28 protein-coding genes are annotated in these 25,534 nt (G+C 69.2%); 10 read left to right on the top strand and 18 right to left on the bottom strand.

All coding sequences use genetic code 11. The features are described from left to right. Window positions 1-83: 83 nt before the first annotated feature. The 3 genes from RC1_RS20445 to RC1_RS21890 are packed head-to-tail and all read right to left on the bottom strand — an operon-like array spanning window position 84 to window position 1,316. Window positions 84-392 carry a PspC domain-containing protein gene (locus tag RC1_RS20445; RefSeq protein WP_012568776.1) on the bottom strand — a complete coding sequence of 103 codons (309 nt, stop codon included), beginning with the start codon at window positions 390-392 and terminating at the stop codon, window positions 84-86. A 40-nt stretch (window positions 393-432) separates the two neighbouring features. After that, window positions 433-1,098 carry a PspA/IM30 family protein gene (locus tag RC1_RS17460; RefSeq protein WP_012568775.1) on the bottom strand — a complete coding sequence of 222 codons (666 nt, stop codon included), beginning with the start codon at window positions 1,096-1,098 and terminating at the stop codon, window positions 433-435. Between the two features lie 50 nt (window positions 1,099-1,148). Further along, the gene (locus RC1_RS21890; protein WP_184446427.1) at window positions 1,149-1,316 is read right to left on the bottom strand and encodes a hypothetical protein; all 168 of its coding nucleotides are present in this window, start codon (window positions 1,314-1,316) and stop codon (window positions 1,149-1,151) included. A gap of 321 nt (window positions 1,317-1,637) precedes the next feature. Here RC1_RS21890 and RC1_RS17450 point away from each other — a divergent pair, with 321 nt between their 5' ends. The 4 genes from RC1_RS17450 (at window position 1,638) to RC1_RS21590 (ending at window position 5,368) form a co-directional block, all read left to right on the top strand. After that, window positions 1,638-2,618, top strand: coding sequence for a homoserine kinase (locus tag RC1_RS17450; RefSeq protein ID WP_041786842.1), 981 nt, complete (start codon window positions 1,638-1,640; stop codon window positions 2,616-2,618). Further along, entirely contained in the window at window positions 2,615-3,076 is a 462-nt protein-coding gene (gene rnhA / locus RC1_RS17445; protein WP_012568772.1) for a ribonuclease HI, read from the top strand. The genes RC1_RS17450 and rnhA overlap by 4 nt, the downstream gene beginning before the upstream one ends. Window positions 3,077-3,630: 554 nt before the next feature. After that, entirely contained in the window at window positions 3,631-4,260 is a 630-nt protein-coding gene (locus RC1_RS21595) for a Cap15 family cyclic dinucleotide receptor domain-containing protein (protein WP_148213495.1), read from the top strand. After that, on the top strand, window positions 4,250-5,368 hold the full coding sequence (locus tag RC1_RS21590; protein ID WP_148213494.1) for a nucleotidyltransferase-like protein: 1,119 nt from the start codon (window positions 4,250-4,252) through the stop codon (window positions 5,366-5,368). Before RC1_RS21595 ends, RC1_RS21590 begins: the two co-directional genes overlap by 11 nt. A gap of 190 nt (window positions 5,369-5,558) precedes the next feature. On the opposite strand, the gene RC1_RS17440 is transcribed toward RC1_RS21590, so the two are convergent. Then, the gene (locus RC1_RS17440; protein ID WP_012568771.1) at window positions 5,559-6,041 is read right to left on the bottom strand and encodes a peroxiredoxin; all 483 of its coding nucleotides are present in this window, start codon (window positions 6,039-6,041) and stop codon (window positions 5,559-5,561) included. Between the two features lie 321 nt (window positions 6,042-6,362). Between RC1_RS17440 and RC1_RS17435 the strand changes: the two genes are divergently transcribed. Next, complete coding sequence (locus tag RC1_RS17435; protein ID WP_012568770.1) at window positions 6,363-6,935, top strand: YqgE/AlgH family protein; 573 nt, start codon at window positions 6,363-6,365, stop codon at window positions 6,933-6,935. A gap of 19 nt (window positions 6,936-6,954) precedes the next feature. On the opposite strand, the gene RC1_RS17430 is transcribed toward RC1_RS17435, so the two are convergent. The 3 genes from RC1_RS17430 to thrC all read right to left on the bottom strand — a co-directional run bounded on the left by RC1_RS17430 (window position 6,955) and on the right by thrC (window position 10,321). Continuing rightward, window positions 6,955-7,569, bottom strand: coding sequence for a GNAT family N-acetyltransferase (locus RC1_RS17430; protein WP_234703793.1), 615 nt, complete (start codon window positions 7,567-7,569; stop codon window positions 6,955-6,957). Continuing rightward, on the bottom strand, window positions 7,566-8,825 hold the full coding sequence (locus RC1_RS17425; RefSeq protein ID WP_012568768.1) for a M16 family metallopeptidase: 1,260 nt from the start codon (window positions 8,823-8,825) through the stop codon (window positions 7,566-7,568). The genes RC1_RS17430 and RC1_RS17425 overlap by 4 nt, the downstream gene beginning before the upstream one ends. Before the next feature lie 80 nt (window positions 8,826-8,905). Continuing rightward, window positions 8,906-10,321 carry a threonine synthase gene (thrC, locus tag RC1_RS17420; RefSeq protein WP_012568767.1) on the bottom strand — a complete coding sequence of 472 codons (1,416 nt, stop codon included), beginning with the start codon at window positions 10,319-10,321 and terminating at the stop codon, window positions 8,906-8,908. Between the two features lie 213 nt (window positions 10,322-10,534). Between thrC and RC1_RS17415 the strand changes: the two genes are divergently transcribed. From RC1_RS17415 to RC1_RS17405, 3 genes are all read left to right on the top strand, one after another. Next, window positions 10,535-11,113: a hypothetical protein gene (locus tag RC1_RS17415; RefSeq protein ID WP_012568765.1), complete on the top strand. Its 579-nt coding sequence runs from the start codon at window positions 10,535-10,537 to the stop codon at window positions 11,111-11,113. A gap of 243 nt (window positions 11,114-11,356) precedes the next feature. Beyond that, window positions 11,357-11,959: a hypothetical protein gene (locus RC1_RS17410; RefSeq protein ID WP_012568764.1), complete on the top strand. Its 603-nt coding sequence runs from the start codon at window positions 11,357-11,359 to the stop codon at window positions 11,957-11,959. Then, window positions 11,946-12,485 (top strand): hypothetical protein, encoded by a 540-nt coding sequence (locus tag RC1_RS17405; protein ID WP_012568763.1) that lies wholly within the window; start codon window positions 11,946-11,948, stop codon window positions 12,483-12,485. Before RC1_RS17410 ends, RC1_RS17405 begins: the two co-directional genes overlap by 14 nt. 24 nt (window positions 12,486-12,509) lie before the next feature. Here the strand turns inward: RC1_RS17405 and RC1_RS17400 are convergent, their stop codons facing one another. The 8 genes from RC1_RS17400 to coxB form a co-directional block, all read right to left on the bottom strand. Beyond that, the gene (locus RC1_RS17400) at window positions 12,510-13,277 is read right to left on the bottom strand and encodes an SURF1 family protein (RefSeq protein ID WP_012568762.1); all 768 of its coding nucleotides are present in this window, start codon (window positions 13,275-13,277) and stop codon (window positions 12,510-12,512) included. Further along, window positions 13,274-13,675: a DUF983 domain-containing protein gene (locus RC1_RS17395; RefSeq protein ID WP_012568761.1), complete on the bottom strand. Its 402-nt coding sequence runs from the start codon at window positions 13,673-13,675 to the stop codon at window positions 13,274-13,276. Before RC1_RS17395 ends, RC1_RS17400 begins: the two co-directional genes overlap by 4 nt. Further along, window positions 13,653-14,525, bottom strand: coding sequence for a cytochrome c oxidase subunit 3 (locus tag RC1_RS17390; RefSeq protein WP_012568760.1), 873 nt, complete (start codon window positions 14,523-14,525; stop codon window positions 13,653-13,655). Before RC1_RS17390 ends, RC1_RS17395 begins: the two co-directional genes overlap by 23 nt. Beyond that, window positions 14,518-15,165, bottom strand: coding sequence for a cytochrome c oxidase assembly protein (locus RC1_RS17385; protein ID WP_012568759.1), 648 nt, complete (start codon window positions 15,163-15,165; stop codon window positions 14,518-14,520). Before RC1_RS17385 ends, RC1_RS17390 begins: the two co-directional genes overlap by 8 nt. Next, a complete protein-coding gene (locus RC1_RS17380) occupies window positions 15,162-15,350 on the bottom strand; it encodes a hypothetical protein (RefSeq protein ID WP_012568758.1) in 189 nt (62 codons plus the stop codon). Before RC1_RS17380 ends, RC1_RS17385 begins: the two co-directional genes overlap by 4 nt. Before the next feature lie 14 nt (window positions 15,351-15,364). After that, window positions 15,365-16,273 (bottom strand): heme o synthase, encoded by a 909-nt coding sequence (gene cyoE, locus RC1_RS17375; protein ID WP_012568757.1) that lies wholly within the window; start codon window positions 16,271-16,273, stop codon window positions 15,365-15,367. A gap of 108 nt (window positions 16,274-16,381) precedes the next feature. Then, window positions 16,382-17,989: a cytochrome c oxidase subunit I gene (gene ctaD, locus RC1_RS17370; RefSeq protein WP_012568756.1), complete on the bottom strand. Its 1,608-nt coding sequence runs from the start codon at window positions 17,987-17,989 to the stop codon at window positions 16,382-16,384. 28 nt (window positions 17,990-18,017) lie between these two features. Beyond that, the gene (coxB, locus tag RC1_RS17365; protein WP_012568755.1) at window positions 18,018-18,875 is read right to left on the bottom strand and encodes a cytochrome c oxidase subunit II; all 858 of its coding nucleotides are present in this window, start codon (window positions 18,873-18,875) and stop codon (window positions 18,018-18,020) included. 432 nt (window positions 18,876-19,307) lie between these two features. Between coxB and tldD the strand changes: the two genes are divergently transcribed. Next, window positions 19,308-20,744, top strand: coding sequence for a metalloprotease TldD (gene tldD, locus RC1_RS17360; protein WP_012568754.1), 1,437 nt, complete (start codon window positions 19,308-19,310; stop codon window positions 20,742-20,744). 19 nt (window positions 20,745-20,763) lie between these two features. On the opposite strand, the gene RC1_RS17355 is transcribed toward tldD, so the two are convergent. The 3 genes from RC1_RS17355 to RC1_RS17345 all read right to left on the bottom strand — a co-directional run bounded on the left by RC1_RS17355 (window position 20,764) and on the right by RC1_RS17345 (window position 24,160). Further along, window positions 20,764-22,131 (bottom strand): glutamate--cysteine ligase, encoded by a 1,368-nt coding sequence (locus tag RC1_RS17355; RefSeq protein ID WP_012568753.1) that lies wholly within the window; start codon window positions 22,129-22,131, stop codon window positions 20,764-20,766. Between the two features lie 86 nt (window positions 22,132-22,217). Beyond that, the gene (locus tag RC1_RS17350; RefSeq protein WP_012568752.1) at window positions 22,218-23,000 is read right to left on the bottom strand and encodes a 16S rRNA (uracil(1498)-N(3))-methyltransferase; all 783 of its coding nucleotides are present in this window, start codon (window positions 22,998-23,000) and stop codon (window positions 22,218-22,220) included. Then, window positions 22,997-24,160 (bottom strand): MFS transporter, encoded by a 1,164-nt coding sequence (locus RC1_RS17345; protein ID WP_041785508.1) that lies wholly within the window; start codon window positions 24,158-24,160, stop codon window positions 22,997-22,999. The genes RC1_RS17350 and RC1_RS17345 overlap by 4 nt, the downstream gene beginning before the upstream one ends. Before the next feature lie 263 nt (window positions 24,161-24,423). On the opposite strand from RC1_RS17345, the gene ubiA reads away from it, so the two are divergent. Continuing rightward, the gene (ubiA, locus tag RC1_RS17340; protein WP_012568750.1) at window positions 24,424-25,485 is read left to right on the top strand and encodes a 4-hydroxybenzoate octaprenyltransferase; all 1,062 of its coding nucleotides are present in this window, start codon (window positions 24,424-24,426) and stop codon (window positions 25,483-25,485) included. Window positions 25,486-25,534: the final 49 nt, after the last annotated feature.

Here is a 25,534-nt window from a genome sequence, read left to right as displayed (position 1 = left end):
GGGCGGGGTCCGGGGCTGCGGCGGCCCGCCCGCCGCCGCGGGCGGTCCCGGAGGGCGCAAGGGCCGCCCGGGACCGGTCGGGGTCAGCGCCAGCCGCGATGGCCGGAACGGTCGCCGGCGGACCCGCCAAGGTCATCGCCGTAGCGGCGCACGAAGTCCTCGTAACGGTCGTAGGGGCGGTTGCCCAGCAGCAGGGCGGCCAGCAGGTAGGCGACCAGGGCCGGGCCGGTCCAGAGCAGCAGCAGCAGGACCGCCGCGGCCCGCACGGCCCAGGCCTTGATGCCCAGCCACCAGGCGATGCCGGCGCAGACGCCGAAGATCAGGCCGTTGGCGGGGTCCTTGCAGATGCGGCGGCTGCGGGCACTGCGGGCGATGTGGTCGAAGGTGGTCACGTCTCTCTCCAATCGGTTCGCGGGCGGGGAACGGTCGGGGTCAGCGGGCGGCGACACGGGCGCGGAGCGACTCCAGTTCGCGGCTCACCCGCTCCTCCGCCTCAAGTTCGTCGATCTCGGCGGCAAGGCCGCGGGGCTTGCGGCCGTAGCCGGCCACCTCGCTGCGGGCCTCGATCTCGTCCAGGTGCCGGTCGAGCTGGTCCGCGGCGGCCATCGCCTCCTCGATCCGGCCGTCATAGAGCCGGGTCCGGACCCGCAGCCGGTCCACCGCGCTGCGGTGACGGGCGGCCAGGGAGCGGCGCTTGCCGTGCGCCTCCGCCAGCTTCGCTTCCAGCCGGGCGGCATCCTCCGACAGCTTGGCGATGGCGGTCTCGATGGCGTCCAGCTCGGCCTTGGCCGGTGCCGCGGCGCGGGACACCCGGTCCTTGGCCAGCAGGGCGGCACGGGCCAGATCCTCGCGGCGGTGGCTCAGGGCCAGTTCGGCCCGGCGTTCCCACTCCAGGATCTCGAACTCGGCCTCGCGCCACTTCGCGGCGGCCTCGGCGCGCTCGGCGATCAGCCGGACCGTGCCGGCGCGCACATCGGTGAGGGTGTCCTCCATCTCCCGGATCGCCTGGGCGAGGGTCAGTTCCGGGTCCTCCGCCCGGTCCAGGATGGACGTCAGATTGGCTTCGACGACGTTGCCGAGGCGGGTGAAGAGGCCCATGGTTCTTTCCGTCGGTTCGGGGTTTCAGGGGATCGGCGGCGCGGCGCGCGTCAGAAGAGCTGCGTCAGGCACAGGATCATGACGGCGGCCGAGGCCAGCGCGGGGATCACGTCGATGCCGGGGACGAACTCCCGCAGCGTGTCGGTCCAGGAGGCGGTCGCCGTGCCGGTGGTGTCGCGGCTCTGGCGCGCCTTGGCGAGGTACGTGACGTCGGTCATGGCGGTCTCCATCGGGGTCGGTTGCGTTCGGGTCTGTCTCATCGGCCTTCGCGGCCACGTCGCCATGATCGCAACCCCCGTGCCAACTTTTGCCCCACACGCAACCCGTTGATTTTATTGATTTTCCCTGACGAGGCTCGCAGCAGCGCCCGCGGATCGCCGGATTTCCGCCATTCGATGGCGACTGACGCCATTTTCTGGCGGAACCGGCGAAGCATCCCCTGCCACCGCCCTTGAGCCCCCTGCGCCATCGGCAGGATGCGGCGGGCGCGGGCCGCCGGTGCCGTTGACCGGGGGGAGGAAACCGGCTACCCGATGGCCATGGCCGTCTATACCGAAGTCTCCGACGACGATCTGCGCAGCTTCGTCGCCCAGTACGATCTGGGCGCGGTGGTCTCGTGCAAGGGCATCGCGGAGGGGGTGGAGAACAGCAACTACCTTCTGGTGACGGAGACGGGTCCCTTCATCCTGACGCTTTACGAGAAGCGGGTGGACCCGGCCGACCTGCCCTTCTTCCTGGGGCTGATGGAGCATCTGTCGGCCCGCGGCGTGACCTGTCCCCTGCCCGTGCGCGGGCGCGACGGGGAGGCGTTGCGCAGCCTGTGCGGCCGGCCGGCGGTGATCGTCACCTTCCTGGCCGGCATGTGGCCGCGGCGCATCCAGCCCGAGCACTGCGCCGCCCTGGGCGAAGGGCTGGCGCGGCTGCATCTGGCCGGGGCGGATTTCCCGCTGCGCCGGGCCAACGCCCTGTCGCTGGACGGCTGGCGCACGCTGCACGACGCGACGCACGGGCGCGCCGACGCGGTGAAGCCCGGCCTTGCCGCGGCGCTGACGGCGGAACTGGCGGAGCTGGAACGGCGCTGGCCGGCGGACCTGCCCTGCGGCGTCATCCATGCCGACCTGTTCCCGGACAATGTCTTCTTCCGCGACGGCGCGCTGTCCGGGCTGATCGACTTCTATTTCGCCTGCAACGACATCCTGGCCTACGACGTGGCGGTCTGCCTGAACGCCTGGTGCTTCGAGGCGGACGGCTCGTTCAACGTGACGAAGGCGCGGCTGATGCTGGCCAGCTACATGAAGGTGCGCCCGCTGTCGGCGGCGGAGCTGGAGGCGCTGCCGCTGCTGGCGCGGGGCAGCGCCCTGCGCTTCCTGCTGACCCGTCTCTATGACTGGCTGAACACGCCGGCGGGGGCGCTGGTCAAGCGCAAGGACCCGCTGGAATACCTGCACAAGCTGCGTTTCCACCAGCAGGTCCGCGGCATCGGCGAATACGGGCTCACGCTGCCGGCGGGGGCCGCATGAGCGCGGAGAAACTGCTGGTGGACATCTACACCGACGGGGCGTGCAGCGGCAATCCGGGCCCGGGCGGCTGGGGCGCCATCCTGCGCTGGAAGGGCACCGAGAAGGAACTGAAGGGCGGCGAGCGCCTGACCACCAACAACCGGATGGAGCTGATGGCCGCCATCCAGGCGCTGGAGGCGCTGAAGCGGCCCGTGACGGTGCGGCTGCACACCGACAGCCAGTACGTCAAGAACGGCATCACCACCTGGATCCACGGCTGGAAGAAGAACGGCTGGAAGACCGCCGGTCGTGACCCGGTGAAGAATGCCGACCTCTGGCAGCGGCTGGACGAACTGGTCGGCCGCCACACGGTGGAGTTCCACTGGGTCAAGGGCCATGCCGGCCACCCGGAGAACGAACGCGCCGACCAGCTTGCCCGCGAGGGCATGCGCGACACCCTCGCCGCCCCCGCGGCATAGTCAGAACCGCTCTGGCTTGGTTGTGGCGGCCAAGCTGGCGTTGGAGACAAAGCGGGCCGATCGCAAGGCAGGCATAGCTATCGTTTGAGGCCGTGCCCGGCTGTCACAGCATTACGCTGGGAGCAGACAAGAGTCACAATGCGGCCGCGTTTGTCGCCGCCCTTTGGGCGCCGAAGTTCATACCCGTGTGGCCCAGAACACCAGCGGACATCAATCGTGCATTGATAAGCGGACTCTGCCGTCAGGGCTACAGCGCCAGTCAGAAGGCGACGGAGCGAATCAAGAACGCCAGTGGGTGGATCGAGTTCGAGCCGACAGCCAATCACATACTTTGACGACGCTAAAACTACCTCTGGCATAACCTCCGGGGCCTAAGGCATCCTCTTACCCGGCTACATAAGCCTAGAATAGGGCCGCTGCCTCCATCATGGGGTGTGAACGTAGCCCAATGGGTTGTTCTTAGACAGCCTGTTAGCCCATACGCATTGCACACTAGATGCTGATGGTATACCGTGGTGGTATATCATTATGTAGCGGCATGGTGGGAGCGAAGCATGCTACCGCATGAATACGCCGTCATCGGTCACAGCCGGACTGTGTGGGGGCGCCATCTTGGGACAGCAGCTGCCGTGGTCGCCAGTACCGCCTCTGCGGTCGCCGTTGCGGGGTTCAAGTTCGCCCAGGAACTCGGCCTAGGAGAAACCGGTCAGGTCATTTTTTGGCCGGTAACCGCTGCGCTGATCTTCCCATTCGCCCACCTAGCCTTTGATCGCTGGGTATGGAAGTGGCGCCGAGTCTCAACGCTGCTGAAGATACCCGACCTTAATGGCGAATGGGACTGTAAGGGCAAGACTACCAGCATCACCCCACATCGAGAATGGTCGGGGACTGTAATTATCGACCAGAGCTGGGAGAAAATCAAAGTCCACATTAAGACGGACCAATCGTCGTCGCACAGCATTAGCGCATCGCTGATTCATGAACCGCGCGTCGGATACAGACTGATGTATAGCTACCGTAATTCTCCAAGAATTGGGGAACCGGAACTATCGTCCCATGTCGGCTTTTGCGAATTCATTTTCAGCGAGAATCTGATCAGCGCCGACGGCGAATACTTCAATAATCACGGCCGCACGACGTCTGGACAGATACACCTAACCAGGAGAATCGCCAATGGCAATTGATTATTCAAAACGGCTGGTTCAGATGCGGGAGCGTCGCCAGGGCACCGCCGAAAGTACTAGAAAATTTACCGAGCATTATGCCTATAGTTCAGAAGGCTTCACCGGCAGCACCAAAGAAGCCTACGAGAATCGGAGTAGGTCGGAGAGCACTAAGTATGCCTTGGGCGCAATGCAGGCGGTCGATCCCGAATACACCAAGGTCAGTATCGCAGAAGGTGATCGGGTGAAACAAAAATTGTCCAATGGCCTATATAAATCAGGGATCTCAACCGAGTTCGAGTACCAAGGTTCTGTTCCCCTTGACATACATATCAAGCGCCACAGCGACATCGATTTACTAGTGCTTGATAGTCGCTTTGTGACATGCGACCATGCCGCAGCATTAACAGCGGGCAATCAATACGGCAAATTACTACCGAAGAGTGCGGCGCAATATCTAATTGAACTCCGAAGAAACTGCGAACGAATTCTCATAGAGGCTTACCCTGCAGCCAATGTTAACACCTCGGGCGCCAAGTCTATCAACCTCAGCGGCGACTCATTCCAGCGAAAGGTGGATGTGGTGCCCTCACACTGGCACGACTCGGCCACCTACCAGCGCACCCGCCAGAAGCACGATCGCGTCGTGCAGATTCTCGATAAGATCGAGCAAAAAACGATACCGAATTTACCCTTCCTGCACATAAAGAAGGTGAACGACAAGGACAAGGCAACGCTCGGCGGCACAAAAAAGGTTATCCGTTTCCTAAAGACACTGAAAGCCGACTGCGACCAGGACATTACATTATCCAGCTACGACATTGCCTCGTTGGTCTGGCACTTCAACGATCGTGGCCTAGCCCAACCCACTTCCCGGGAACTTGCCTTAATCGCGGTTGCACGGGCGGAGTTGAACGCCATGTGCCGGGATTATAGCGGGACCTGCAAACTGACAACTCCGGACGGGTCTCGGAAAATCATAGACAAGCCCGAAAAGTTCACGTCCTTGCAAAAGTTATCGGCCGAGGTGGATGCCATCGCTAGCGATATTGCTAGAGAGCTTGATCCAATGGTTCAGTGGTTCCCCGATAGAATTCGACCTGCGCTTGAGGCTGTGTCGATCAGGTGATGTGCGTATCCTAAATCAGTTTAGCCGACTACGAAACCGACAGCTACTTCATGGCAATTACTGTTTTTGGCACGCCCATATTGGCACTCGCCCAGATTGATATTTATGATTGCTGCTTTCGCAGCGGAGCTTTCCAGCCTCTGATGCTCCGGCCGGCGCCCGAGCGGCGCCGGAGGCTTGCCTGTCCGGCTCAGAGCAGCTTCAGCACCGCCTCGGCGGAAGAGACCTCGAAGGCGCCGGGCTTCTCCACGTTCAGCGCCGTGACCACCCCGTCCTCCGCGACCAGGGCGAAGCGCTGGCAGCGCAGGCCGAGATTGTAGGCCGTGCCGTCCATCTCCAGCCCCAGCGCGCGGGTCAGGGTGCCGTTACCGTCCGGCAGCATCAGGATGCGGCCGTTGACATTGTTCGCCTTGGCCCAGGCATGCATGACGAAGGGATCGTTCACCGCCATGCAGACGATCTGGTCCACGCCCTTGGCCCGGATCGCTTCGGCCTGTTCGACGAAGCCGGGCAGGTGCTTGGCCGAGCAGGTGGGGGTGAAGGCACCCGGCACGGCGAACAGCACCACCTTCCTGCCGGCGAAGATCTCGTCGGTGCCGATCTCCTGCATGCCGGACTCGGTCAGGTGCTTCAGCGTCACCGACGGAATCCGCTCGCCGACCTTGATGCTCATCCTCTTTCTCCCGGGTGAATTGGACAAGGGACGCTCCCCCCAGTGGTTCTAGGGCGGGCCGGCGGGTCCGGCAAGGGCGGGCGTCGGCCGGGTCCCCGGCAACCTTTCCCGCCGGCACGGGTTTTCCCCAGGGACCCGGCGCTACCACCGACGGCCGCCGCGGAAGGGGGACGGACCCGCCGTCCTGTGGTACTGTTCTCCGGTCAGGTCCCCGGGAGCCGCCGGGGACCAGCGTAGGCAGGCTGCCGGCGCAAGCGGGCAGCCTGGGCAGGGAGCCATCCGTTCCACGACCGCCTCCCGCGATCCGACGAGCGTGCGACCATGAAGCATTCGGAGATTCCCCGTTTCCTGACGGGACAACTGCTGATCGCCATGCCGCAGATGCCGGACCCGCGTTTCGCCCGCACGGTCATCTATGTCTGCGCCCACACGGCCGACGGGGCGATGGGGCTGGTGATCAACCGCCTGTTCGGCGGCATCGGCTTCGCCGACCTGCTGGAACAGCTCGACATCGAGACCGAGTACCCGCTCGACCACATGAGCGTGCATTACGGCGGCCCGGTGGAGGGCGGACGCGGCTTCGTCCTGCACAGCACGGACTATGCGCGCGACGCCACGATGATGGTGGACGACGAGGTGGCCCTGACCGCCACGGTGGACATCCTGCGCGCCATCGCCGAGGGGCGGGGTCCGAAGCACGCCCTGCTGGCGCTGGGCTATGCCGGCTGGGGCGCCGGGCAGCTCGATGCCGAGATGCAGAACAACGGCTGGCTGCACGCCCCGGCGGACCCGGAGCTGCTGTTCGACGGCGACCTGGAGACGAAGTGGGAGCGCGCCATCGCCAAGCTGGGCGTCTCGCTCTCCATGCTCTCCGCCGACGCCGGCCACGCCTGAGCCCGGACGGGCGGGCGGCCTAACCCCGCCAGTCGTCGCGCAGGATGCCGAACAGGACGTGGTCGGCCCACTTGCCGTCGATGCGGAGATAGCCGCGGGCATAGCCCTCGCGGGAGAATCCCGCCTTCTCCAGCACCCCCTGGCTGGGGATGTTGCTGGGCAGGCAGGCGGCCTCCACCCGATGCAGGCCGAGCTGGCCGAAGGCGAAGCCCAGCACCAGCCGGGCCGCCTCGCTGGTGTAGCCGCGCCGCGCATAGGGGCGGCCGACCCAGTAGCCCATGGTGCCCATCTGGGCCACGCCGCGGCGCACGTTGGACAGGCCGATGCCGCCGACCAGGGCCTCCGTGCCGCGCTCGAAGACCAGGAAGCTGTAGCCCTCGTCCTCCCGCCATTCCACCGCCTGCCGCCGCACCCGGCGCAGGAAGGCCGGGCGGCTCAGGGCGTCGGGCGGCCAGGTCGGCTCCCAGGGGGTGAGGAATTCACGGCTGGCCTCCCGCAGGTCCGCCCAGTCACGCCAGTCACGGGCCTGCGGCGGGCGGATGAACACCGCCTCCCCGTCCAGCCGGATCGCCGGGGGACTGAGGAAGCCCGCCTGGAACAGGCGCAGCGGCACGGGCGGCAGCCGTGAGGTCACGCCAGCCGCGCCGCGAGCCGCTCATACGGCTCCAGCCTCCCGATCGGTCCCAGGGCGGCCAGGACGGGCCGGCTGCCGAAGATGCGCGCCGCCACCCGGCGCAGCGCATCGGCATCCACCGCGTCCACCCTGGCGATGATCTCCTCCGGCGGCACCGGCCGGTCGAAGACGAGCAGCGCGTGGGCGAGCTGTTCCGCCCGGTTCGTCGTGCTTTCCAGCGACATGAGCTGGCTGGCCTTGAGCTGGGCCCGGGCGCGGGTGACCTCCTCCGGCGACAGGCCGTTGGCGATGGCGCGCACCTGGTCGCAGACGACCGGCACCAGCTCCTCCGTCCGCTCCGGGCCGGTGCCGGCATAGATGCCGAAGACACCGGCGTCGGTCATCGGCCAGGCGAAGCTGTGGACGCTGTAGACCAGGCCCCGCTTCTCCCGCACCTCCTGGAACAGGCGGGAGGACATGCCCCCGCCCAGCAGGGTGGAGAGCACCTGGCTGGCGTAGTAGTCCGGGTCCGGCAGGGGAACGCCGTCGAAGCCCAGCAGGATGTGGAGCTGCTCCAGGTCGCGGTCCTCGCGGAAGTCGCCCCCGTTCCAGTCCACCCGGACCGCGCTCTGCGCCGTGCCGGCCGGCAGCCCGCCGAACAGCCGGGCGACAAGGTCCACGACGCGGTCGTGCTCCACGTTGCCGGCGGCGGCCACCACCATGTTGGCGGCCGTGTAGTTCGCCGCGACATAGCCGGTCAGCGCCTCGCGCGGCAGCGCCGCCACCACCTCGGCCGTGCCCAGGATGGGCCGGCCCAGCGCCTGCCCGCGGAAGGCCGTGGCGAGCCAGTGGTCGTAGATGATGTCGTCGGGCGTGTCCTCGGCCTGACCGATCTCCTGGATGACGACCTGACGCTCCTTGTCCAGATCGGCGGGATCGAAGCGCGAATGCTGGATCATGTCGGCCAGCAGGTCGAGCGCCAGCGCCACGTCCTCTTTCAGCACCTTGGCGTAGTAGGTGGTGTGCTCGCGCCCGGTATAGGCGTTCAGATGGCCGCCGACATCCTCGATCTCGGCGCTGATGCGGAAGGCATCGCGCCGGTCAGTGCCTTTGAACAACATGTGCTCGACCAGATGGGCGACGCCGTTCGCCGCCTCCGGCTCGTGCCGGCTGCCGACGCCGATCCAGACGCCGACGCTGGCCGTCTGCACGCCCGGCATCGGATCGGTGGCGACCCGCAGCCCGTTCGGCAGCGTCGTGACCCTGACCCCACTCATGGTGACCTTCGTCCTTCCGGCGCTGTCGCGGCCGGGTTTCCGTGCTGCCGGGTCCGGCCCGGTCCGTCTGCGCTGTGTGCTCACGCCGCCCCCGCCGTGACGCGGGAGCGCGCCCGCACGAAGTCCTGGAGCGTGCCGAGATCGTTCGGCAGGACGGTGACCCGCTCCTCCCGCTCGAACAGGTCCGCCAGATGCCGCGGCAGGCCGGGGCGCACGCCCGTGGCCTTCTCCACCGCGTCGGGGAACTTGGCCGGGTGGGCGCAGGCCAGCGACACGACCGGCACCGAGGGATCGAGGTCGGCGGCCTGCGCGGCCGCCACGCCCACGGCCGTGTGCGGGTCGATCAGCAGGCCGCTGTCGCGGTGGACCCGCGCCATCGTCTCCAGCGTCGCCTCCTCGCCGCAGCGGTGCCCCTCGAACAGCTCCAGCGCGCGGGCGAGCTGGCCCTGCGAGACGGCGAAGCGGCCGCTGCGGCGGAACTCCGCCATGCTGGTGGCCACGGCGGCGCCGTCACGGTCCATCAGGTCGAACAGCAGGCGCTCGAAGTTGCTGGAGATCTGGATGTCCATGCTGGGGCTGATGGTGGGCACCACGGCCCGCGTCTCCATCCGGCCGCTGGCGAAGAAGCGGGCCAGGATGTCGTTGGCGTTGCTGCCCACGATCAGCTTCGCCACCGGCACGCCCATGGCGCGGGCGGCATAGGCGGCATAGACATTGCCGAAATTGCCCGTGGGCACGGCGAAGGCGACCGGCCGGTCGGGCGCCCCCAGCGCCACCGCCGCCGCCACGTAATAGACGATCTGGGCCATGATCCGGGCCCAGTTGATGGAGTTGACCGCCGAGAGGTGCAGCCCGTCGCGGAAGGCCGCATCGTTGAACATCGCCTTCACGGCGTCCTGGCAGTCGTCGAAGGTCCCTTGCAGGGCGACGTTGTGGACGTTGGGCGAGAGCACCGTCGTCATCTGCCGGCGCTGCACGGCCGAGGTGCGGCCGTGCGGGTGCAGGATCACGATGTCCACCCGCTCGCGGTCGCGGCAGGCTTCGATGGCGGCGGAGCCGGTGTCGCCGGAGGTGGCGCCCACCACGGTCATGCGCTCCCCGCGCACGGCCAGCACATGGTCGAACAGGCGGCCGAGCAGTTGCAGCGCCACGTCCTTGAAGGCCAGCGTGGGGCCGTGGAACAGTTCCATCAGCCAGGTGCGCTGGTCGAGCTGGACCAGCGGCGTCACCGCCCGGTGGGCGAAGACCGACGGCCCGTAGGTGTCGGCCAGCAGGCGGCGGAAGTCCGCCTCGGCGATGCGGCCGCCCAGGAAGGGCAGCATCACCGCCGCCGCCACCTCGTCATAGGGCCGGCCGCGCAGGGCGCGCAGCGCATCGGGACCCAGCGCCGGCCAGGCGTCGGGGACATAAAGGCCGCCGTCCCGCGCCAGCCCTGCCAGCAGAACCTCGTCGAACGGGAGGGCGGGGGCCTGTCCCCGCGTGCTGATGTACTTCACCCCGACCTACCTCTCCATCGCCGGCACCCCTGGCCCCGCGCCGTATCCTTCGGAACGGCGGGCCGGCAGGGCGGCTACACTAGCGAGCGTGCCCGTCCCGGCGCAAGCGCCCGACACGGGTCCGACCCCTGCCCCCAGGACAGGGGTCGGCCTGCGAACAAAGGATGTCACCGCCGCGTTGTCCGCGCACCGTCCGACCCCAGCGAGGACCGCATGCCTGCCGCCCCCACCCCCGCCGTTCCGCCCCCTCCCGCCCTGTCGCTGGAGGAATGCCAGCACCTGACCTCTGCCTTCCTGGCCGGCCCCATGTTCCGCGCCCTGCACGCCGTTGAGTATGCGGTGCCCGAGTGGGGTGACGGGCCGGGGACGGAGCCCCTGTCCGCCGCGGCGCGGGCCGGGGTGGCGCTGCGCCATGTTCCCGGCGCCTCGGACGCCGAATACCGGATCGCCGCCTTCGGCGACACGCTGCGCATGCGCCTCCAGCTCAATGTCTGGCGCTTCGTCATCGTCTACACCGTGCCGGCCCACGATCTGGCGGACGCGCCGGGCATCGCCCCCCGTTTCGAGCGCTGGCAGACCGGGGCCGGGCATGCCGGCTGGACCATCGGCTGGCGCGATGCCGTCGATCCCTGGGACCACGAGCGCCGGCTGGTGGAGACCTACTGCTATGCCATGCTGCCGCGGGACTTCCTGATCGACCCCATGGCCCAGCTCTACTGGCGCACGGACATCGTGCAGATGACCCGCGCCTTCATGCTGGAGGCGCGCCGGGTGGGCGTGCGTCTGGCATAAAAACCTTGATGATCGATGAAGATTCTTTGTCGCACGGCATATTCCTGTCCACATTTCCGGAAGAGCCGCTATCCTGAGCGGGATCGGCCACCCTGGGTTCCCTCGGCGGACAGGAGATGTCCCGGGGGCTGCGCAGGCAGGCCGGCCGGTTAACTTCTGGTTGACAACCACCTTCGCCCTCGCGCTGCCGGCCCCGTCCTCCCCGCTTCCGGTCCACCGCCCCCGCGCTGTCCAGGACGCACGATGACCTACGGAAACGCCATCCTGGTGGGGGCGCTGCTCGGTGCAGCCGGCTGGCTGTTCGCCTTCTTCCTGGGCAAGCTGATCGAGGTCTCCATCGACGGCCGCGATGACCTGAAGGCGGCGCAGGAGCGCATCCCGCGGCTGGCGCAGATGGAGATCCGGTTCGAGCTGCGCCGGGCCGAGGTGCAGGCGGGCATCGCCAGGGTCACGACGGAGGTCGCCGGCCTGCGCCGGCAGCGCTACCTGCTGGAGCGCGAGCTGGCCGAGGCGCACCGGGAGGCGGAGGCGCCGATCCGCATCGTCGGTCGTGAGGGCGGCGGCGCCTACCGCTTCCGCGCCTGGGTCGTGAACCGGCAGGTTCAGGCGGCGCAGATGGAAGGCAAGCCACACCCCACCCTGGACGCGGAATGGGCGACGCCGCAGGTGGTGGAGGTCTGGGCCGAGACGCTGACCGAGGCCCGCCGCGAGATCCAGCGTCTCTACCCCCTGCCCCTGGGCTTCGCCATCCTGAACATGCGGCTGGAGCGGCCGGACGAGGGGGGCGAGACCGGCGGGGCAGCGGCCGGAGCGCCGGAGGACGATCTGCGCAATGCCGTCGCCTGAGTTCCTGTTCGCGCTGCTGATCGCCGTCACCGGCTTCGCTTTCTCCGGCGAGCGGGCGCTGTTCCGCGTGCGGGAGGCGCAGCGCCGCTACCGGGTGGCGATGACGAAGAAGTCCCAGTATGTCGGCCGGGTCCGGAAGGCGGCCCGGGAGACGCTGGGCCTGAAGCGGGAGCTGCGCCAGCTCGATCTGGCGCGGGCCGACCTGCTGAAGTCCTGCCGCAGGCTGGAACAGGACATCAAGGCGGCGGCGCGGCCGGAGAACCGGGTCTTCGTGCTGGACGAACGGCGGATGCCGCAGGACCAGGCCTGGATCGCCACAGTGCAGGCCGAGGTGGAAGCCGCCCCCGGCCGGCAGCTCCAGGCCTGGGAGGGCGCCCGCCGCTTCCTGGTCTGGGGCGTGGATGCGGAGGTGGCGCGGACGAAGGTCACCAAGCGCTATCCGGCACCCGAAGGCTTCACCCTCACCGCCCTGGTGCCCCGCCCGAAGCGGACCGAGCCCGCCGCCCCGGACGCCGGCGCCGTCTGAGCCCTCGCGCCTGACGCTTCCCCGTCACGCCGGGGTCGGCCGGCGCCGTCGCAGCAGGGAACCGGCGTACATGGCGGCGAGCGTGACCGCCAGCCCGTACCAGGTGACGGCATAGGACAGGTGGTTGTTGCGCAGGGTGACCACCGTCTGTCCGCCCACCGGCAGCACGCCGGCATCGGGTCCGGCCGCCGCCTCCACCACCAGCGGCGCGAGACCGCCCGCCCCCGTCGCCGCTTCCATGGCCGGCAGGTCGATCCAGAACCAGTAGTTCTCCTCCGGCCGGTTCTCCGGCTGCATCCAGCCCCGCGGCGGGGGCACCCGGGCGACGCCGGCCAGGGTGACGGTGCCGGCCGGCAGCCCGTCTGCCCGGCCGGCCGGATCGCGCCCGTCGGCGGGGACCCAGCCGCGGTTCACCAGCACGGTCCCCTGCCCGTCCGCCCGCACGAAGGGCGTCAGGACATGCAGGCCGGGCTGACCGGCCCGCACCCGGGGACCGAGGTAAAGCTCATGGGCATGGTCGAAGCGTCCGGTCAGCAGCACGGGCCGGTAGTCCCAGTCCTGCGGGTCGTCCGGCCTGGCCGGCAGCGGGACCGGGGCTGCCGCCATACGTGTCTCGATCCGGTCGATCAGGGCCGTCTTCCAGGCCAGCCGCTGCATCTGCCAGGTTCCCAGCCCGACCAGGACGGCGATGCCGATCAGCACCAGCACCGCGCCCGCCACGGCCTTGGCCCGCCCCGGCGGGCGGCCGGCGGCCGGGACGGGCATGGCGGTGCGCGGCCCTGCGCCGCTCATCCGCCGTCTCCCCCGCCCTGCTCGAAGTCGGAGCGGCGGTAGCGGTACTGCAAGGCCAGCACATAGGCCTTGGCCGGGCGCAGCATGCCCAGCGTCAGACCCAGCACGACGGCGCTCCAGAGGATGGTGTGAACCCAGAGCGGCCAGTCCACGCTCATCGCCACCCAGAGCGCCAGCGGCACCACCGCGAAACCCAGGATGAAGATCAGGAAGACGGCCGGGCCGTCGCCGCTGTCGTTGCAGGCCAGTTCCAGGCCGCAGACGGGGCAGCGCTCGACGACGGAGAGGAAGCCCTTGAACAGCCGCCCCCGGCCGCAGCGCGGACAGGTGCAGCCCAGGCCCGCCCGCAGCGGGGAAACCGCGGCAGGCGCCCCGTCAGTGTGCGGCGTACTGCCCACCGGCCCCCCACCAGTAGATGGACACGAACAGGAACAGCCAGACCACGTCCACGAAATGCCAGTACCAGGCGGCAGCCTCCAGCCCGAAATGGCTCTGCGGGGTGAAGTGCCCGCGGGAGGCCCGGAACCAGCAGACGGCCAGGAAGATGGTGCCGATCAGGACATGGAAGCCGTGGAAGCCGGTCGCCATGTAGAAGGTGGACGAATAGATGTTGTCGGCGAAGCCGAAGCTGGCGTGGCTGTACTCGTAGAGCTGGAACAGGGTGAACAGCGCCCCCAGTGCCACGGTGATGCCCAGCGCCTTCACCGCCTGCGCCTGCTTGCCTTCGATGATGGCGTGGTGCGCCCAGGTGACCGTGCTGCCCGACAGCAGCAGGATCACCGTCATCATCAGCGGCAGGTCGAACGGGTTGATCGGCTCGATGCCGGCCGGCGGCCACTGGCCGCCCGTGGCTTCGGTCCGCGCCACCTGCATCGGCTCGGCTGCATAGAGGCTGGCGTCGAAGAAGGCCCAGAAGAAGGCGACGAAGAACATCACCTCCGACGCGATGAACAGCACCATGCCGTAGCGCAGCCCGATCTTGACGACCGGCGTGTGGGCCCGCTGCACGACGGACTCCCGCACCACGTCGCGCCACCAGCCGGCCATGACCCCCAGCACGGCCAGGAAGCCGGCGGCCAGCACGGCCCAGCCATGGTCGTGCATGTAGAGGATGGCGCCCGTGGCCAGCAGCCCGCCCGCGAAGGCGCCCAGCAGCGGCCAGGGGCTGGGGTCCACAAGGTGGTAGGGCTGTTTGACCCCTTCGGGTACGGCCCCGGCCGGGGCGCTGTGGACCTTGACGTCAGCCATGTCTCTCTTCCCTCGCCTTTTCGTTCGACGGTAGCGTCCGGCCGCCGGCAGGCCGGGCCGCCGCCTGGGTCTGGCCGGAAGGCGGTGCCGAAAGCGCGGCCGTGTCCGGCTGCTCCACCGCCTTGAAGAAGGTGTAGGACAGAGTGATCGTGTGGACGTCGGCCATGCCGGGATCGTCCGCGATCGCCGGGTCCACGTAGAAGTAGACCGGCATGTCGATCTCCTGCCCCGGCTCCAGCCGCTGTTCGGTGAAGCAGAAGCACTGGATCTTGTTGAAGTAGATGCCCGCCTTGTCCGGGGTCACGTTGTAGGTGGCGGTGCCGACGACGGGCACGGAGCCGTCATTGCGGGCGTGGTAGGTGGTCAGCACCGGCTCGCCCACCTTCACCTCGGTGGTGTTGACCGCCGGGCGGAAGCCCCAGGGCAGGGACCGGTTGACATCGGCGTTGAAGCGGATGGTCATCGTCCGGTCCAGCACGCGGCCGGCCGGCCCCTGCGCGACCTGGGGCGTGCCGCCGAAGCCGGTGACGCGGCAGAACAGGTCGTAGAGCGGCACCGCGGCGAAGGACAGGCCGACCATGCCCGCCACGACGCCGCCCAGGGCCAGGGCCAGGACGCGGTTGCGGCGGGCGGCGCTCATGGAAAGCCCCCGCCCTGCATCCGCACGATGGCGACGGCATAGATCAGCCCCACCAGCGCCAGCAGCGCCGCCAGCATGGCGCGGTTCTTGCCCCGCTGGCGCCGGCGGATCTCGTCGCCGTCTACGGTCGGGGCCGTCGCCCCCTCGTCCGTGCGGTCGGTCCGGGTCGTGTGCTCGGCGTTCATGCCGGGTCTCCCGCTCAGGCCACCAGCCGCTCGGCGATCAGCACGCCGAACAGCACGAAGAGATAGAGGATCGAGAAGCCGAACATCCGCCTGGCCGGCTTCATGTCCGTCGCGTCCGCCCGCAGAACGCGGACGGCGCACAGCACGAACAACAGCCCCAGCACCACGGATGTCGCCAGATAGGCGGTCCCGGCGATCCCGACGAACCAGGGGGCCGTCGCCAGCGGCAGCAGGATCAGCGTGTAGGCCAGCATCTGCCGCTTCGTCTCCTGCGCACCGGCGACGACCGGCAGCATGGGCACGCCCGCCTTCTCGTAGTCGGCGCTGGCGAACAGCGACAGCGCCCAGAAGTGCGGCGGCGTCCAGAAGAAGATGATGGCGAACAGGATCACGCTGGCCAGCGTCACGTCGCCCGTCACCGCCGCCCAGCCGATCATCGGCGGGAAGGCGCCGGCGGCCCCGCCGATCACGATGTTCTGCGGCGTCCGCCGCTTCAGCCAGATCGTGTAGACGAAGACATAGAAGGCCGAGGCCAGGGCCAGCAGCCCCGCCGCGACCCAGTTCACCGCCAGCCCCAGCAGCAGCACCGGCACCACCGAGAGGACGATGCCGAAGGTCAGCGCCTCGTCCGGATCGATCCGACCCTGCGGAATCGGCCGGGCGGCGGTACGCTTCATCACGGCGTCGATGTCGCGGTCGTACCACATGTTGATGGCACCCGACGCCCCGGCGCCGACCGTGATGCAGAGCACCGCGGCCAGCGCCAGCACCGGATGCAGCCCGCCCGGGGCGACCATCATCCCGGCGATGGCCGAGTAGACGACCAGGATCATCACCCGGGGCTTCAGCAACGCCATGTAGTCGCCGACGCTGGCGGTGCCGCCCAGGGCCCCGCCGCGCAGCTCGAACGAGGTATCCGTCATCTTCCGTGCCTTCCCAACCCTACGGTCTCTGCGTCCGGGGCTTCTGATGTCCCCGGATCGTTCCCGGGGTCCGGTCGCCCGGACCCCGGACGCGGCGCACCGCCGCGGTCACTTCAGCCGCGGCAGCGTCTCGAACTGGTGGAACGGCGGCGGGCTGGACAGGGTCCATTCCAGCGTCGTGCCGCCGGTGTTCCAGTAGTCGCCCTCCACCCGGCGGCCGGCCAGCAGGGTGTAGACCGCCATCACGCAGAAGAAGAGCGTGGAGGCGAAGGCGATGTAGGCGCCGTAGGAGGAGACGGCGTTCCAGAAGGCGTAGGCTTCGGGGTAGTCGGGGATGCGCCGCGGCATGCCCTGGAGCCCCAGGAAATGCTGCGGGAAGAACAGCAGGTTCACGCCGACGAAGGTCGTGAAGAAGTGCAGCTTGCCGGCCCATTCGGGATGCTGCCGGCCGCTCATCTTGCCGATCCAGTAGTAGTAGCCGGCGAAGATGGCGAACACCGCCCCCAGGCTGAGCACGTAATGGAAGTGCGCCACGACGTAGTAGGTGTCGTGCAGGGCAATGTCCATGCCGGCATTGGACAGGACCACGCCCGTGACGCCGCCCAGGGTGAACAGGAAGATGAAGCCTACCGCCCAGAGCATGGGCGTGCGGAACTCGATGGAGCCGCCCCACATGGTGGCGATCCAGGAGAAGATCTTGATGCCCGTCGGCACGGCGATGATCATCGTCGCCGCCGTGAAATAGGCCTTGGTGTCCACGTCCAGGCCGACGGTGAACATGTGGTGGGCCCAGACGACGAAGCCGACCACGCCGATCGCCACCATGGCGTAGGCCATGCCCAGATAGCCGAAGACCGGCTTGCGGCTGAAGGTGGAGACAATGTGGCTGACGATGCCGAAGGCCGGCAGGATCATGATGTAGACTTCGGGGTGCCCGAAGAACCAGAACAGGTGCTGGAACAGCACCGGGTCGCCACCGCCGGCCGGCTCGAAGAAGTGGGTGCCGAAGTTGCGGTCGGTCAGCAGCATGGTGATGGCGCCGCCCAGCACCGGCACCGCCAGCAGCAGCAGGAACGCCGTCACCAGCATCGCCCAGGCGAACAGCGGCATCTTGTGCAGCGTCATGCCCGGCGCGCGCATGTTGAAGATGGTGGTGATGAAGTTGATCGCCCCCAGGATCGAACTGGCCCCGGCCAGATGCAGGGCGAAGATCGCCATGTCCACGGAGGGGCCGTCATGCCCGGTGCCGCCGGAGAGCGGCGGGTAGATCGTCCAGCCCGTCCCCGCCCCCGGCGGCACGAAGGCCGACCCGAGCAGCAGCAGGAAGGCCGGGACCAGCAGCCAGAAGCTGATGTTGTTCAGGCGCGGGAACGCCATGTCGGGCGCCCCCACCATGATCGGCAGGAACCAGTTGCCGAAGCCGCCGATCAGCGCCGGCATGACGACGAAGAACACCATGATCAGGCCGTGGGCCGTGATCAGCACGTTCCACATCTGGCCGTCGGCCACGATGGTCATGCCGGGGCTCTGCAGCTCCATCCGCATGAGGACGGAGAACATCCCGCCGATCAGCCCGGCGATGACGGAGAAGACCAGATAGAGCGTCCCGATGTCCTTGTGGTTGGTGGAGAACAGCCAGCGCCGGACGAAGCCCGGGCGGTGGTCATGGTGATCGTCGTGATCGTCGCGGGCCTGCGCCCCCGTCACTGCACCCATGGTCTCTTACCCTCTCCTGCGGGAATCCTTATCGGGCAGCAGGTTCTTCCGCGAGCTGCCGTGGCTCCCCTTCATTCCTGTTCAAGGCGACCGTCTTCTCCGCTACCCAGGCGTCGAACCGCTCCTTCGACACGGCTTCCACCGCGATGGGCATGAAGCCGTGATTGGTGCCGCAGATCTCCGAGCACTGGCCGTAGAACACGCCCTCGGCATCGGCCCGGAACCAGGTCTCGTTCAGGCGGCCGGGGACGGCGTCCTTCTTGATCCCCAGGGACGGGATGGCCCAGGAGTGGATGACGTCGCTGGCCGTGACCAGGACGCGGACATTGGCTCCCACCGGCACGACCAGACGGTTGTCCACCTCCAGCAGCCGCAGCTTGGGGTCCGGCACCTCGTCCTCGCTCAGCATGAAGCTGTCGAAGGCGATGTTGCCATGGTCGGGATATTCGTAGGACCAGTACCACTGGCGGCCGGTGACCTTCACGGTCATGTCCGCCTCGGGCGTCCTGTCCATGAAGTAGAGAAGCTGGAAGGACGGGATGGCGATGACCACCAGGATCACCACCGGGATCACCGTCCAGGCCACCTCCAGCACGGTGTTGTGGCTGGTCCTGGACGGGACCGGGTTCTTCGAGGCGCGGAAGCGCCACATCACGTAGATCAGCAGCGCCAGCACCAGCAGGGTGATGGCCGTGATGATGACCAGCAGCAGGTCATGGAAGCTGTCGAGCTGCTGCTTGACCGGAGAGGCCGCCTGTTGCAGGCCGAGCCCGCCCGGCTGCGGCACCCCGACAGGGGACGGTGCCTGCGCCAGCGCCGTCCAGGCGCCGACGGCAAGGGTCATGAGAAGGCCCGACAGGCCGGCGCCGATCTTGCGTACGGACATCCCTACCACTCTCTTATCGTTGCCGGGGATTGGCTCCCCTTCGCGGGCCGGGTGACCCGGCCGGTGCATCCCGTCCCGACCGGGAGGCCGGTATCCGCAGCCCCGCCCCCCCGGGCGGAAGCGCGGGGGACGTTACAGGCACGCCGGATGCCGGCACAATATGCTCGCCCCCAGAATAGTTCGGTCGCATCATCTTGGACCATAGACCTGTCCCTATTCGGGGTAAAGCCACTCCGGCCGGGTGACCTGCCTCTGTCAGCATGCGGAATCGCCCTGTCCCGACCACAGCGGCCCGGCGGAAGCCCCCTCGCAGAAGATAGCGGGAGACCCCGGTGCGGCGGGCGAGCGGCATCTTGCCCCGTGCGCCCCGGATCGCCATTGTCACGACATGAGGGGCGCTCCCGCCCCGCACTGCCGCCTGGAGTCACGCCGATGTCCACCCTCGCCCAGACCGACGATCTGTTCTTCACCCGGGCCGGGCTGGACCTGGCGCGCACGGCGGACATCGTGGCCGATGCGCTGCACGGTGCGGACGACGGCGAGCTGTTCCTGGAATACGCCCAGTCGGAGGGATTCGTCTGGGATGACGGCAAGCTGAAGAGCGCCAGCTTCGACACCTCGCAGGGCTTCGGCCTGCGCGCCGTGGCCGGGGAGGCGACCGGCTACGCCCATGCCTCCACCCTGTCGGAGGACGCGATCCGCCGCGCCGCGGGCACCGTGCGCGCTGTCCATGCCGGCCATGGCGGCACCTATGCCGAGCCGCCGGCCGGCACCAACCGGGCGCTCTATGCCAGCGACAATCCCCTCGGCCTCGTCCCGTTCGAGGCGAAGGTGAAGCTGCTGGAGGCGGTGGACGCCTATGCCCGCGCCAGGGACCCGCGGGTGCGGCAGGTCTCCTGCTCGCTGTCCGGAGAATGGCAGGCGGTGCAGATCATCCGGGCCGACGGACACCGTGTCTCCGACATCCGGCCGCTGGTGCGGCTGAACGTGTCCGTCGTCGTCGCCGACGGGGACCGCATGGAGTCGGGCAGCCACGGCTCCGGCGGACGGCGCACCTACGAGCGCTTCCTGGAGCCCGAGGTCTGGCAGGCGCATGTGGACGAGGCGCTGCGCAACGCCCTGACCAACCTTTCCGCCATCGACGCCCCGGCCGGGGAGATGCCGGTGGTGCTGGGTCCCGGCTGGTGCGGGGTGATGCTGCACGAGGCCATCGGCCACGGGCTGGAGGGCGACTTCAACCGCAAGAAGACCTCCGCCTTCTCCGGCCTGCTGGGCCAGCGCGTGGCCGCCCCGGGCGTCACCGTCGTGGACGACGGCACGCTGGAGGGTCTGCGCGGCTCCCTGACGGTGGATGACGAGGGCACGCCGACGAGCTGCACCACCCTGATCGAGGACGGCATCCTGGTCGGCTACATGCAGGACCGGCTGAATGCCCGGCTGATGGGCGTGAAGCCCACCGGCAACGGCCGCCGCCAGGGCTTCGCCCACATGCCGATGCCGCGCATGACGAACACCGTCATGCGCTCCGGCGAGCGGACGAAGGAGGAGATCATCGCCGGCGTGAAGCGTGGTCTCTACGCCGTGAACTTCGGCGGCGGGCAGGTGGATATCGTGTCCGGCAAGTTCGTCTTCTCGGCCAGCGAGGCCTACCTGATCGAGGACGGCCGGATCGGCCCGGCCGTGAAGGGCGCCACCCTGATCGGCAACGGTCCCGACGCCCTGACCAAGGTCACCATGATCGGCAACGACATGGAGATCGACCCCGGCGTCGGCACCTGCGGCAAGCAGGGCCAGGGCGTGCCGGTCGGCGTCGGCCAGCCGACCATGCGGATCGACGGTCTGACGGTGGGCGGCACCCGGGCGGCGTGAGCCGCCGGGCGCCGATGCCTCAGTACGCGTACTCCTCGTACACGCGGTCGATGTTCCCGGCCCAGGGACCTTCGAACTTCCGCAGCATCTCCGTGGCGGGGGTGATGCCGCTTTCCGCCGTCTCGGCCAGGGTCGTCAGGAAGTGGCTTTCGTCGTCGCCCATGCCGGCCATGCGGGCGCGGGAGCGCAGGCCCTCGCGCGCGATCTCCACGACCTGCTTCGCCACGGCCTGGAGGGTGCCGCCACGGAAGGGCGTGTCCAGGCCCAGCCGCGGCACGTCGCGCCGCAGCGCCGCCCGCTCCTGTGCCGTCCAGCCCTTGCAGAGATCCCAGGCGGCATCCAGCGCCGTGCCGTCGTAGAGCAGCCCGACCCAGAGCGCCGGCAGGGCGCAGAGCCGACCCCAGGGGCCGCCGTCAGCCCCGCGCATCTCCAGGTAGCGCTTCAGCCGCACCTCGGGGAAGAGCGTCGTCAGGTGGTCGTTCCAGTCGGTGGCCAGCGGCATCTCCCCCGGCAGGACGGACAGCCGCCCGGCCAGGAAGTCGCGGAAGTCGAGGCCGGAGGCGTCCAGGTACTGCCCGTCGCGGTAGACGAAATACATCGGCACCGACAGCGCATAGTCCACATAGCGCTCGAAGCCGAAGCCGTCCTCGAAGACGAAGGGCAGGTCGCCCGTGCGGTCGGGATCGGTGTCGGTCCAGATGTGGCTGCGGTAGCTCTGGAAGCCGTTCGGGCGCCCTTCGGTGAAGGGGCTGTTGGCGAACAGCGCCGTCGCCACCGGCTGCAGGGCCAGCCCGACGCGGAACTTCTTCACCATGTCCGCCTCGGACGCGAAGTCCAGGTTGACCTGCACGGTCGAGGTGCGGGTCATCATGTCGAGCCCGAGGGTCCCGCGCTTGGGCATGTAGGCGCGCATGATGCGGTAACGGCCCTTGGGCATCCAGGGGATGTCCTCGCGCCGCCATTTCGGATTGAAGCCCAGCCCCAGCATGCCGATGCCCAGATCGGCGCCGATCGCCTTCACCTCGGCCAGGTGCTCCGTCACCTCGCCGCAGGTCTGGTGGATCGTCATGAGCGGCGCGCCCGACAGCTCGAACTGGCCGCCGGGTTCCAGGCTGACGCTGGCCTCGCCCTTGGACAGGGCGATCACGTTGTCGCCCTCCATCACCCGCTCCCAGCCGTAACGGTCGGCCAGGGCGTTCAGGATGGCGCCGATGCCGTCCGGCCCGTCATAGGGCAGCGGGCGCTTGTCGGCGCGGCGGAAGGCGAACTTCTCGTGCTCGGTCCCGATCCGCCAGCGGTCGGCCGGCTTGCAGCCCGCCTCCAGATGCTCGACGAGCTGTCGGCGGTCGGTGATGGGTTCGCCACGCGACTTCGGTGGGGCGGACATCGGACGGATTCCCTGAAGGATGCAGCAAGGGGCAAGGACGCGAGGTGTCATAAGGCCGGCGACGGCATCGCCCGCCGGGCAGGCGGTCAGCCCCGGTCGTCGCGGAAGGGCGGGCGCGAGTCCGCGCCCCCTTGCGACGTCCAGTCCCCGGCCAGGGCCTGCCACACGGCGAGCACCGCGAAGGCCGCCGTGTCGGCCCGGAGGACCCGGGGCCCCAGTCCGACGGGCACAACAAAAGGCAAGTGCAGCAGCCCGTCAAGCTCCGCCCGGTCGAAGCCGCCTTCCGGCCCGAGAAGCCATGCCGCAGGTCGCCCCCGCTGCGCCGTGACGGCCGACACAGCCGGCATCGCCTGCCCCGATTCGGCGGCGACGAAGAGGACGCGCGCCGGGTCCCAGCCTTCCAGCGCCTTGAACAGCGGGCACGCCTCCCGCACCTCCGGCACGCTCAGCCGCTCGCACTGTTCCGCCGCCTCCACGGCGTTCGCCGCCAGCCGCTCCAGATTGACCCGGCCCACGTCGGTGCGGCGGGTGAAGACGGGGTGCAGCACCGCCGCCCCCAGCTCCGTCGCCTTCTCGGCCACGGAGTCGCTGCGGCCGCCCTTCAGCGGCGCGAACAGCAGCCAGGGCCCCTCCTCCCCGGTCTGGTCCCGCTCCCGCCGCAGGGCCGTCAGCGTGCCGCCGGACTTGCCGAGCTGCGCCACCTCCGCCAGCCATTCGCCGTCACGGCCGTTGAAGGCCAGCACGCGCTCGCCCGGCTGCATGCGCAGCACCGTGCGGAGATAGTGGGCGCGGCCCCCTTCCAGCGGCACGGCCGCCCCCTCGGAGAGCGGCGCATCGACGAAGAGACGGGTGCGGGGACGGTCGGTCATCGAAGGGTCCTGGCCCGGCGGGTGAGAAGGGTGAGCAGGATCGCCCCGCAGGTCACCCCGCCGGCGGTGGCGAAGGTGGTGGCCGGGCCGGCCGCCGTCCACAGCACGCCGGCCCCCAGGCTGGCCAGCAGCAGCGAGAGGCCGGTCACCAGATTGAACACGCCGAAGGCGGTGCCGCGCCGGTCGGCCGGGGCCGCGTCGGCCACCAGGGCGGCCAGGATGCCCTGCGTCAGTCCCAGATGCAGGCCCCAGAGCACCGTGCCCGCCACGACCGACAGGGTTCCCGAGGCCAGCGCCAGCACGGCATGGGCGACGGCCAGCAGGACGAAGCCGGCCATCAGCAGCGTCTCCCGCCCCAGCCGGTCGGACAGGCGCCCGGCCGGATAGGCGGAGAGAGCGAAGGCCACGTTCATGCAGGCATAGACCAGCGGCACGGATGCCGCGGCGACGCCGACATCCTCTGCCCGCAGCAGCAGGAACGCCTCGCCGAAGCGGCCCAGCAGCAGGAACCCGGCCGCCCCCACCGCCAGCCAGAAGGGCCGGCCCAGCCGGGCCAGTCCGGCCCGGGTCAGGGGAAAGCCGCCGTCGGCAGGGCGTTCGACGGCGGGCTCGCGCACCCCGACGGCGAGCAGCCCGACCGACAGCAGCGCCGGCAGCACGGCCGCGGCGAAGACCAGCCGGATGTCGCCGGTCAGGGCCATCAGGCCGGCCGCCACCAGCGGCCCCAGGATGGCGCCCACCGTGTCCAGGCTCTGGCGCAGGCCGAAGGCGGCGCCACGCTGGCCGGGCGCCACCATGTCGGCCATCAGCGCGTCGCGCGGGGCGCCGCGGATACCCTTGCCCACCCGGTCCATGAAGCGGGCGCCCACCACCATGCCGACGCTGCCGGCCAGCGGGAACAGCGGCTTGGACAGGGCGGACAGGCCGTAGCCGAAGACAGCCAGCGCCTTGCGCTTGCCCAGCCAGTCGCTGAGCGTGCCGGAGAAGACCTTGACGACCTGGGAGGTGGCGTCGGCCATGCCCTCGATCAGCCCCAGCACGAGCGCGCTGGCCCCCAGGCCGGAGACGAGGAAGACCGGCAGCAGGGCCAGGATCATCTCCGAGGAGACGTCCATGAACAGGCTGACCAGCCCCAGCATCCAGACCGCGCGCGGCAGCATCGGCGGAGCCACCGGCGGGGCCGCGGGCGGCGGGACAGCAGCGGTCGGGACAGTGCTCGGGGCGGGGGACGGCGGGGCCGGGTCGGGCGGAAGGGGGGCGGGCATGATTAAGGGAGCAAACCCTGCCACCCGCCGCCGGGTCAAGAGTCCGCCGACATGGCGCGGGGAGTCGTCGCCCGCCAGCGACCGGCTTCTACCCGGGGACCCGATCGTGTAACATCCGCCCCCGCGTCCCGTTCCCGAACGCCAGACTGTTGCCGATCATGGTGGACACCTTCGAAGGCCGGAGCGATCCCGGCCAGACCGATACCGGCCATACCGACATCCGCGCCGGAAGCTGGGTGGACCGATGGCTGCCGGCGGCCTGGCGTCCCTATGCCCGGCTGGCACGGCTGGACCGGCCGATCGGCACCTGGCTGCTGCTGTTCCCGGGCTGGTGGGCCATCGCCATGGCGGCCCCGCCGGGTCACTGGCCCGACCTCTGGCTGATGGCGTTGTTCGCCATCGGCGCCGTCGTCATGCGCGGGGCCGGCTGCACCGTCAACGACCTGCTGGACCGCGACCTGGATGCGCGGGTGGAGCGGACGCGGGTGCGCCCGATCCCCAGCGGCGATGTCACGGCGACCCAGGCGGCGGGCTTCCTGGTGTTCCAGCTCCTGCTCGGCTTCCTGGTGCTGATCCAGTTGAACTGGCTGTCGATCTGGCTGGGGGTGGCGTCGCTGGCGCTGGTCGGCACCTATCCGCTGATGAAGCGGATCACCTGGTGGCCGCAGGCCTTTCTGGGCCTGACCTTCAACTGGGGCGCCATCATGGGCTGGACCGCCGTGCGCGGCAGCCTGGACTGGCCCTCCCTGGTCCTCTACGCCGGCTGCATCCTCTGGACCCTGGGCTACGACACGATCTACGCCCACCAGGACAAGGAGGACGATGCCCGCGTCGGCATCAAGTCCACCGCCCGGCTGTTCGGTGCCGCCAGCAAGCGGTACGTCGGCCTGTTCTATGCCGGTGCCTTCGTGCTCTGGTGCGCGGCCCTGCTGCCGCTCGGCCACGGGGCGGCGATGACCGTGCCGCTGCTGGCCACGGCGGCCCTGCTGGTCGTGCAGGTGCGGAGCTGGGATCCCGACGATCCGGCCGACAGCCTTGCCGCCTTCAAGGCCAGCCGGTTCGTGGGCTGGGCGCTGCTGATCGGCATCGTCGCCGGCATCGCCGCCCAGCCGCGGGAGATCGCGGTCACGGGCGGCGGCGGGGGCGGCATCGACGATGGCTACCGTCACGGCTATCCGCGTCCGCAGCCGCCCTACCAGTTGATCAACGAGATCCGCTAGGCGGATCCGCCAGAACGGACAGGGCCGGCCCCGCGGCCGGCACCTGCCC

Source organism: Rhodospirillum centenum SW, assembly GCF_000016185.1.
Classification (GTDB): Bacteria; Pseudomonadota; Alphaproteobacteria; order Azospirillales; family Azospirillaceae; genus Rhodocista; species Rhodocista centena.
This window is presented reverse-complemented; position numbering and strand designations above follow the sequence as displayed.

Excerpts from the sequence above, each read along its gene's own strand:
- coxB (WP_012568755.1), bottom strand. The coding sequence starts at position 18,875 with ATGTCCGTACGCAAGATCGGCGCCGGCCTGTCGGGCCTTCTCATGACC.
- RC1_RS17345 (WP_041785508.1), bottom strand. The coding sequence starts at position 24,160 with ATGCTGCCGCGCGCGGTCTGGATGCTGGGGCTGGTCAGCCTGTTCATG.
- tldD (WP_012568754.1), top strand. The coding sequence starts at position 19,308 with ATGTCCACCCTCGCCCAGACCGACGATCTGTTCTTCACCCGGGCCGGG.
- RC1_RS17405 (WP_012568763.1), top strand. The coding sequence starts at position 11,946 with ATGCCGTCGCCTGAGTTCCTGTTCGCGCTGCTGATCGCCGTCACCGGC.
- RC1_RS17400 (WP_012568762.1), bottom strand. The coding sequence starts at position 13,277 with ATGAGCGGCGCAGGGCCGCGCACCGCCATGCCCGTCCCGGCCGCCGGC.
- RC1_RS17390 (WP_012568760.1), bottom strand. The coding sequence starts at position 14,525 with ATGGCTGACGTCAAGGTCCACAGCGCCCCGGCCGGGGCCGTACCCGAA.
- ctaD (WP_012568756.1), bottom strand. The coding sequence starts at position 17,989 with ATGGGTGCAGTGACGGGGGCGCAGGCCCGCGACGATCACGACGATCAC.
- RC1_RS17450 (WP_041786842.1), top strand. The coding sequence starts at position 1,638 with ATGGCCGTCTATACCGAAGTCTCCGACGACGATCTGCGCAGCTTCGTC.
- RC1_RS21590 (WP_148213494.1), top strand. The coding sequence starts at position 4,250 with ATGGCAATTGATTATTCAAAACGGCTGGTTCAGATGCGGGAGCGTCGC.
- RC1_RS21595 (WP_148213495.1), top strand. The coding sequence starts at position 3,631 with ATGCTACCGCATGAATACGCCGTCATCGGTCACAGCCGGACTGTGTGG.
- RC1_RS17415 (WP_012568765.1), top strand. The coding sequence starts at position 10,535 with ATGCCTGCCGCCCCCACCCCCGCCGTTCCGCCCCCTCCCGCCCTGTCG.
- RC1_RS17435 (WP_012568770.1), top strand. The coding sequence starts at position 6,363 with ATGAAGCATTCGGAGATTCCCCGTTTCCTGACGGGACAACTGCTGATC.
- RC1_RS17355 (WP_012568753.1), bottom strand. The coding sequence starts at position 22,131 with ATGTCCGCCCCACCGAAGTCGCGTGGCGAACCCATCACCGACCGCCGA.
- RC1_RS17410 (WP_012568764.1), top strand. The coding sequence starts at position 11,357 with ATGACCTACGGAAACGCCATCCTGGTGGGGGCGCTGCTCGGTGCAGCC.
- RC1_RS17440 (WP_012568771.1), bottom strand. The coding sequence starts at position 6,041 with ATGAGCATCAAGGTCGGCGAGCGGATTCCGTCGGTGACGCTGAAGCAC.
- ubiA (WP_012568750.1), top strand. The coding sequence starts at position 24,424 with ATGGTGGACACCTTCGAAGGCCGGAGCGATCCCGGCCAGACCGATACC.
- RC1_RS17380 (WP_012568758.1), bottom strand. The coding sequence starts at position 15,350 with ATGAACGCCGAGCACACGACCCGGACCGACCGCACGGACGAGGGGGCG.
- RC1_RS17385 (WP_012568759.1), bottom strand. The coding sequence starts at position 15,165 with ATGAGCGCCGCCCGCCGCAACCGCGTCCTGGCCCTGGCCCTGGGCGGC.
- RC1_RS17460 (WP_012568775.1), bottom strand. The coding sequence starts at position 1,098 with ATGGGCCTCTTCACCCGCCTCGGCAACGTCGTCGAAGCCAATCTGACG.
- RC1_RS21890 (WP_184446427.1), bottom strand. The coding sequence starts at position 1,316 with ATGACCGACGTCACGTACCTCGCCAAGGCGCGCCAGAGCCGCGACACC.
- RC1_RS17425 (WP_012568768.1), bottom strand. The coding sequence starts at position 8,825 with ATGAGTGGGGTCAGGGTCACGACGCTGCCGAACGGGCTGCGGGTCGCC.
- rnhA (WP_012568772.1), top strand. The coding sequence starts at position 2,615 with ATGAGCGCGGAGAAACTGCTGGTGGACATCTACACCGACGGGGCGTGC.
- cyoE (WP_012568757.1), bottom strand. The coding sequence starts at position 16,273 with ATGACGGATACCTCGTTCGAGCTGCGCGGCGGGGCCCTGGGCGGCACC.
- RC1_RS17350 (WP_012568752.1), bottom strand. The coding sequence starts at position 23,000 with ATGACCGACCGTCCCCGCACCCGTCTCTTCGTCGATGCGCCGCTCTCC.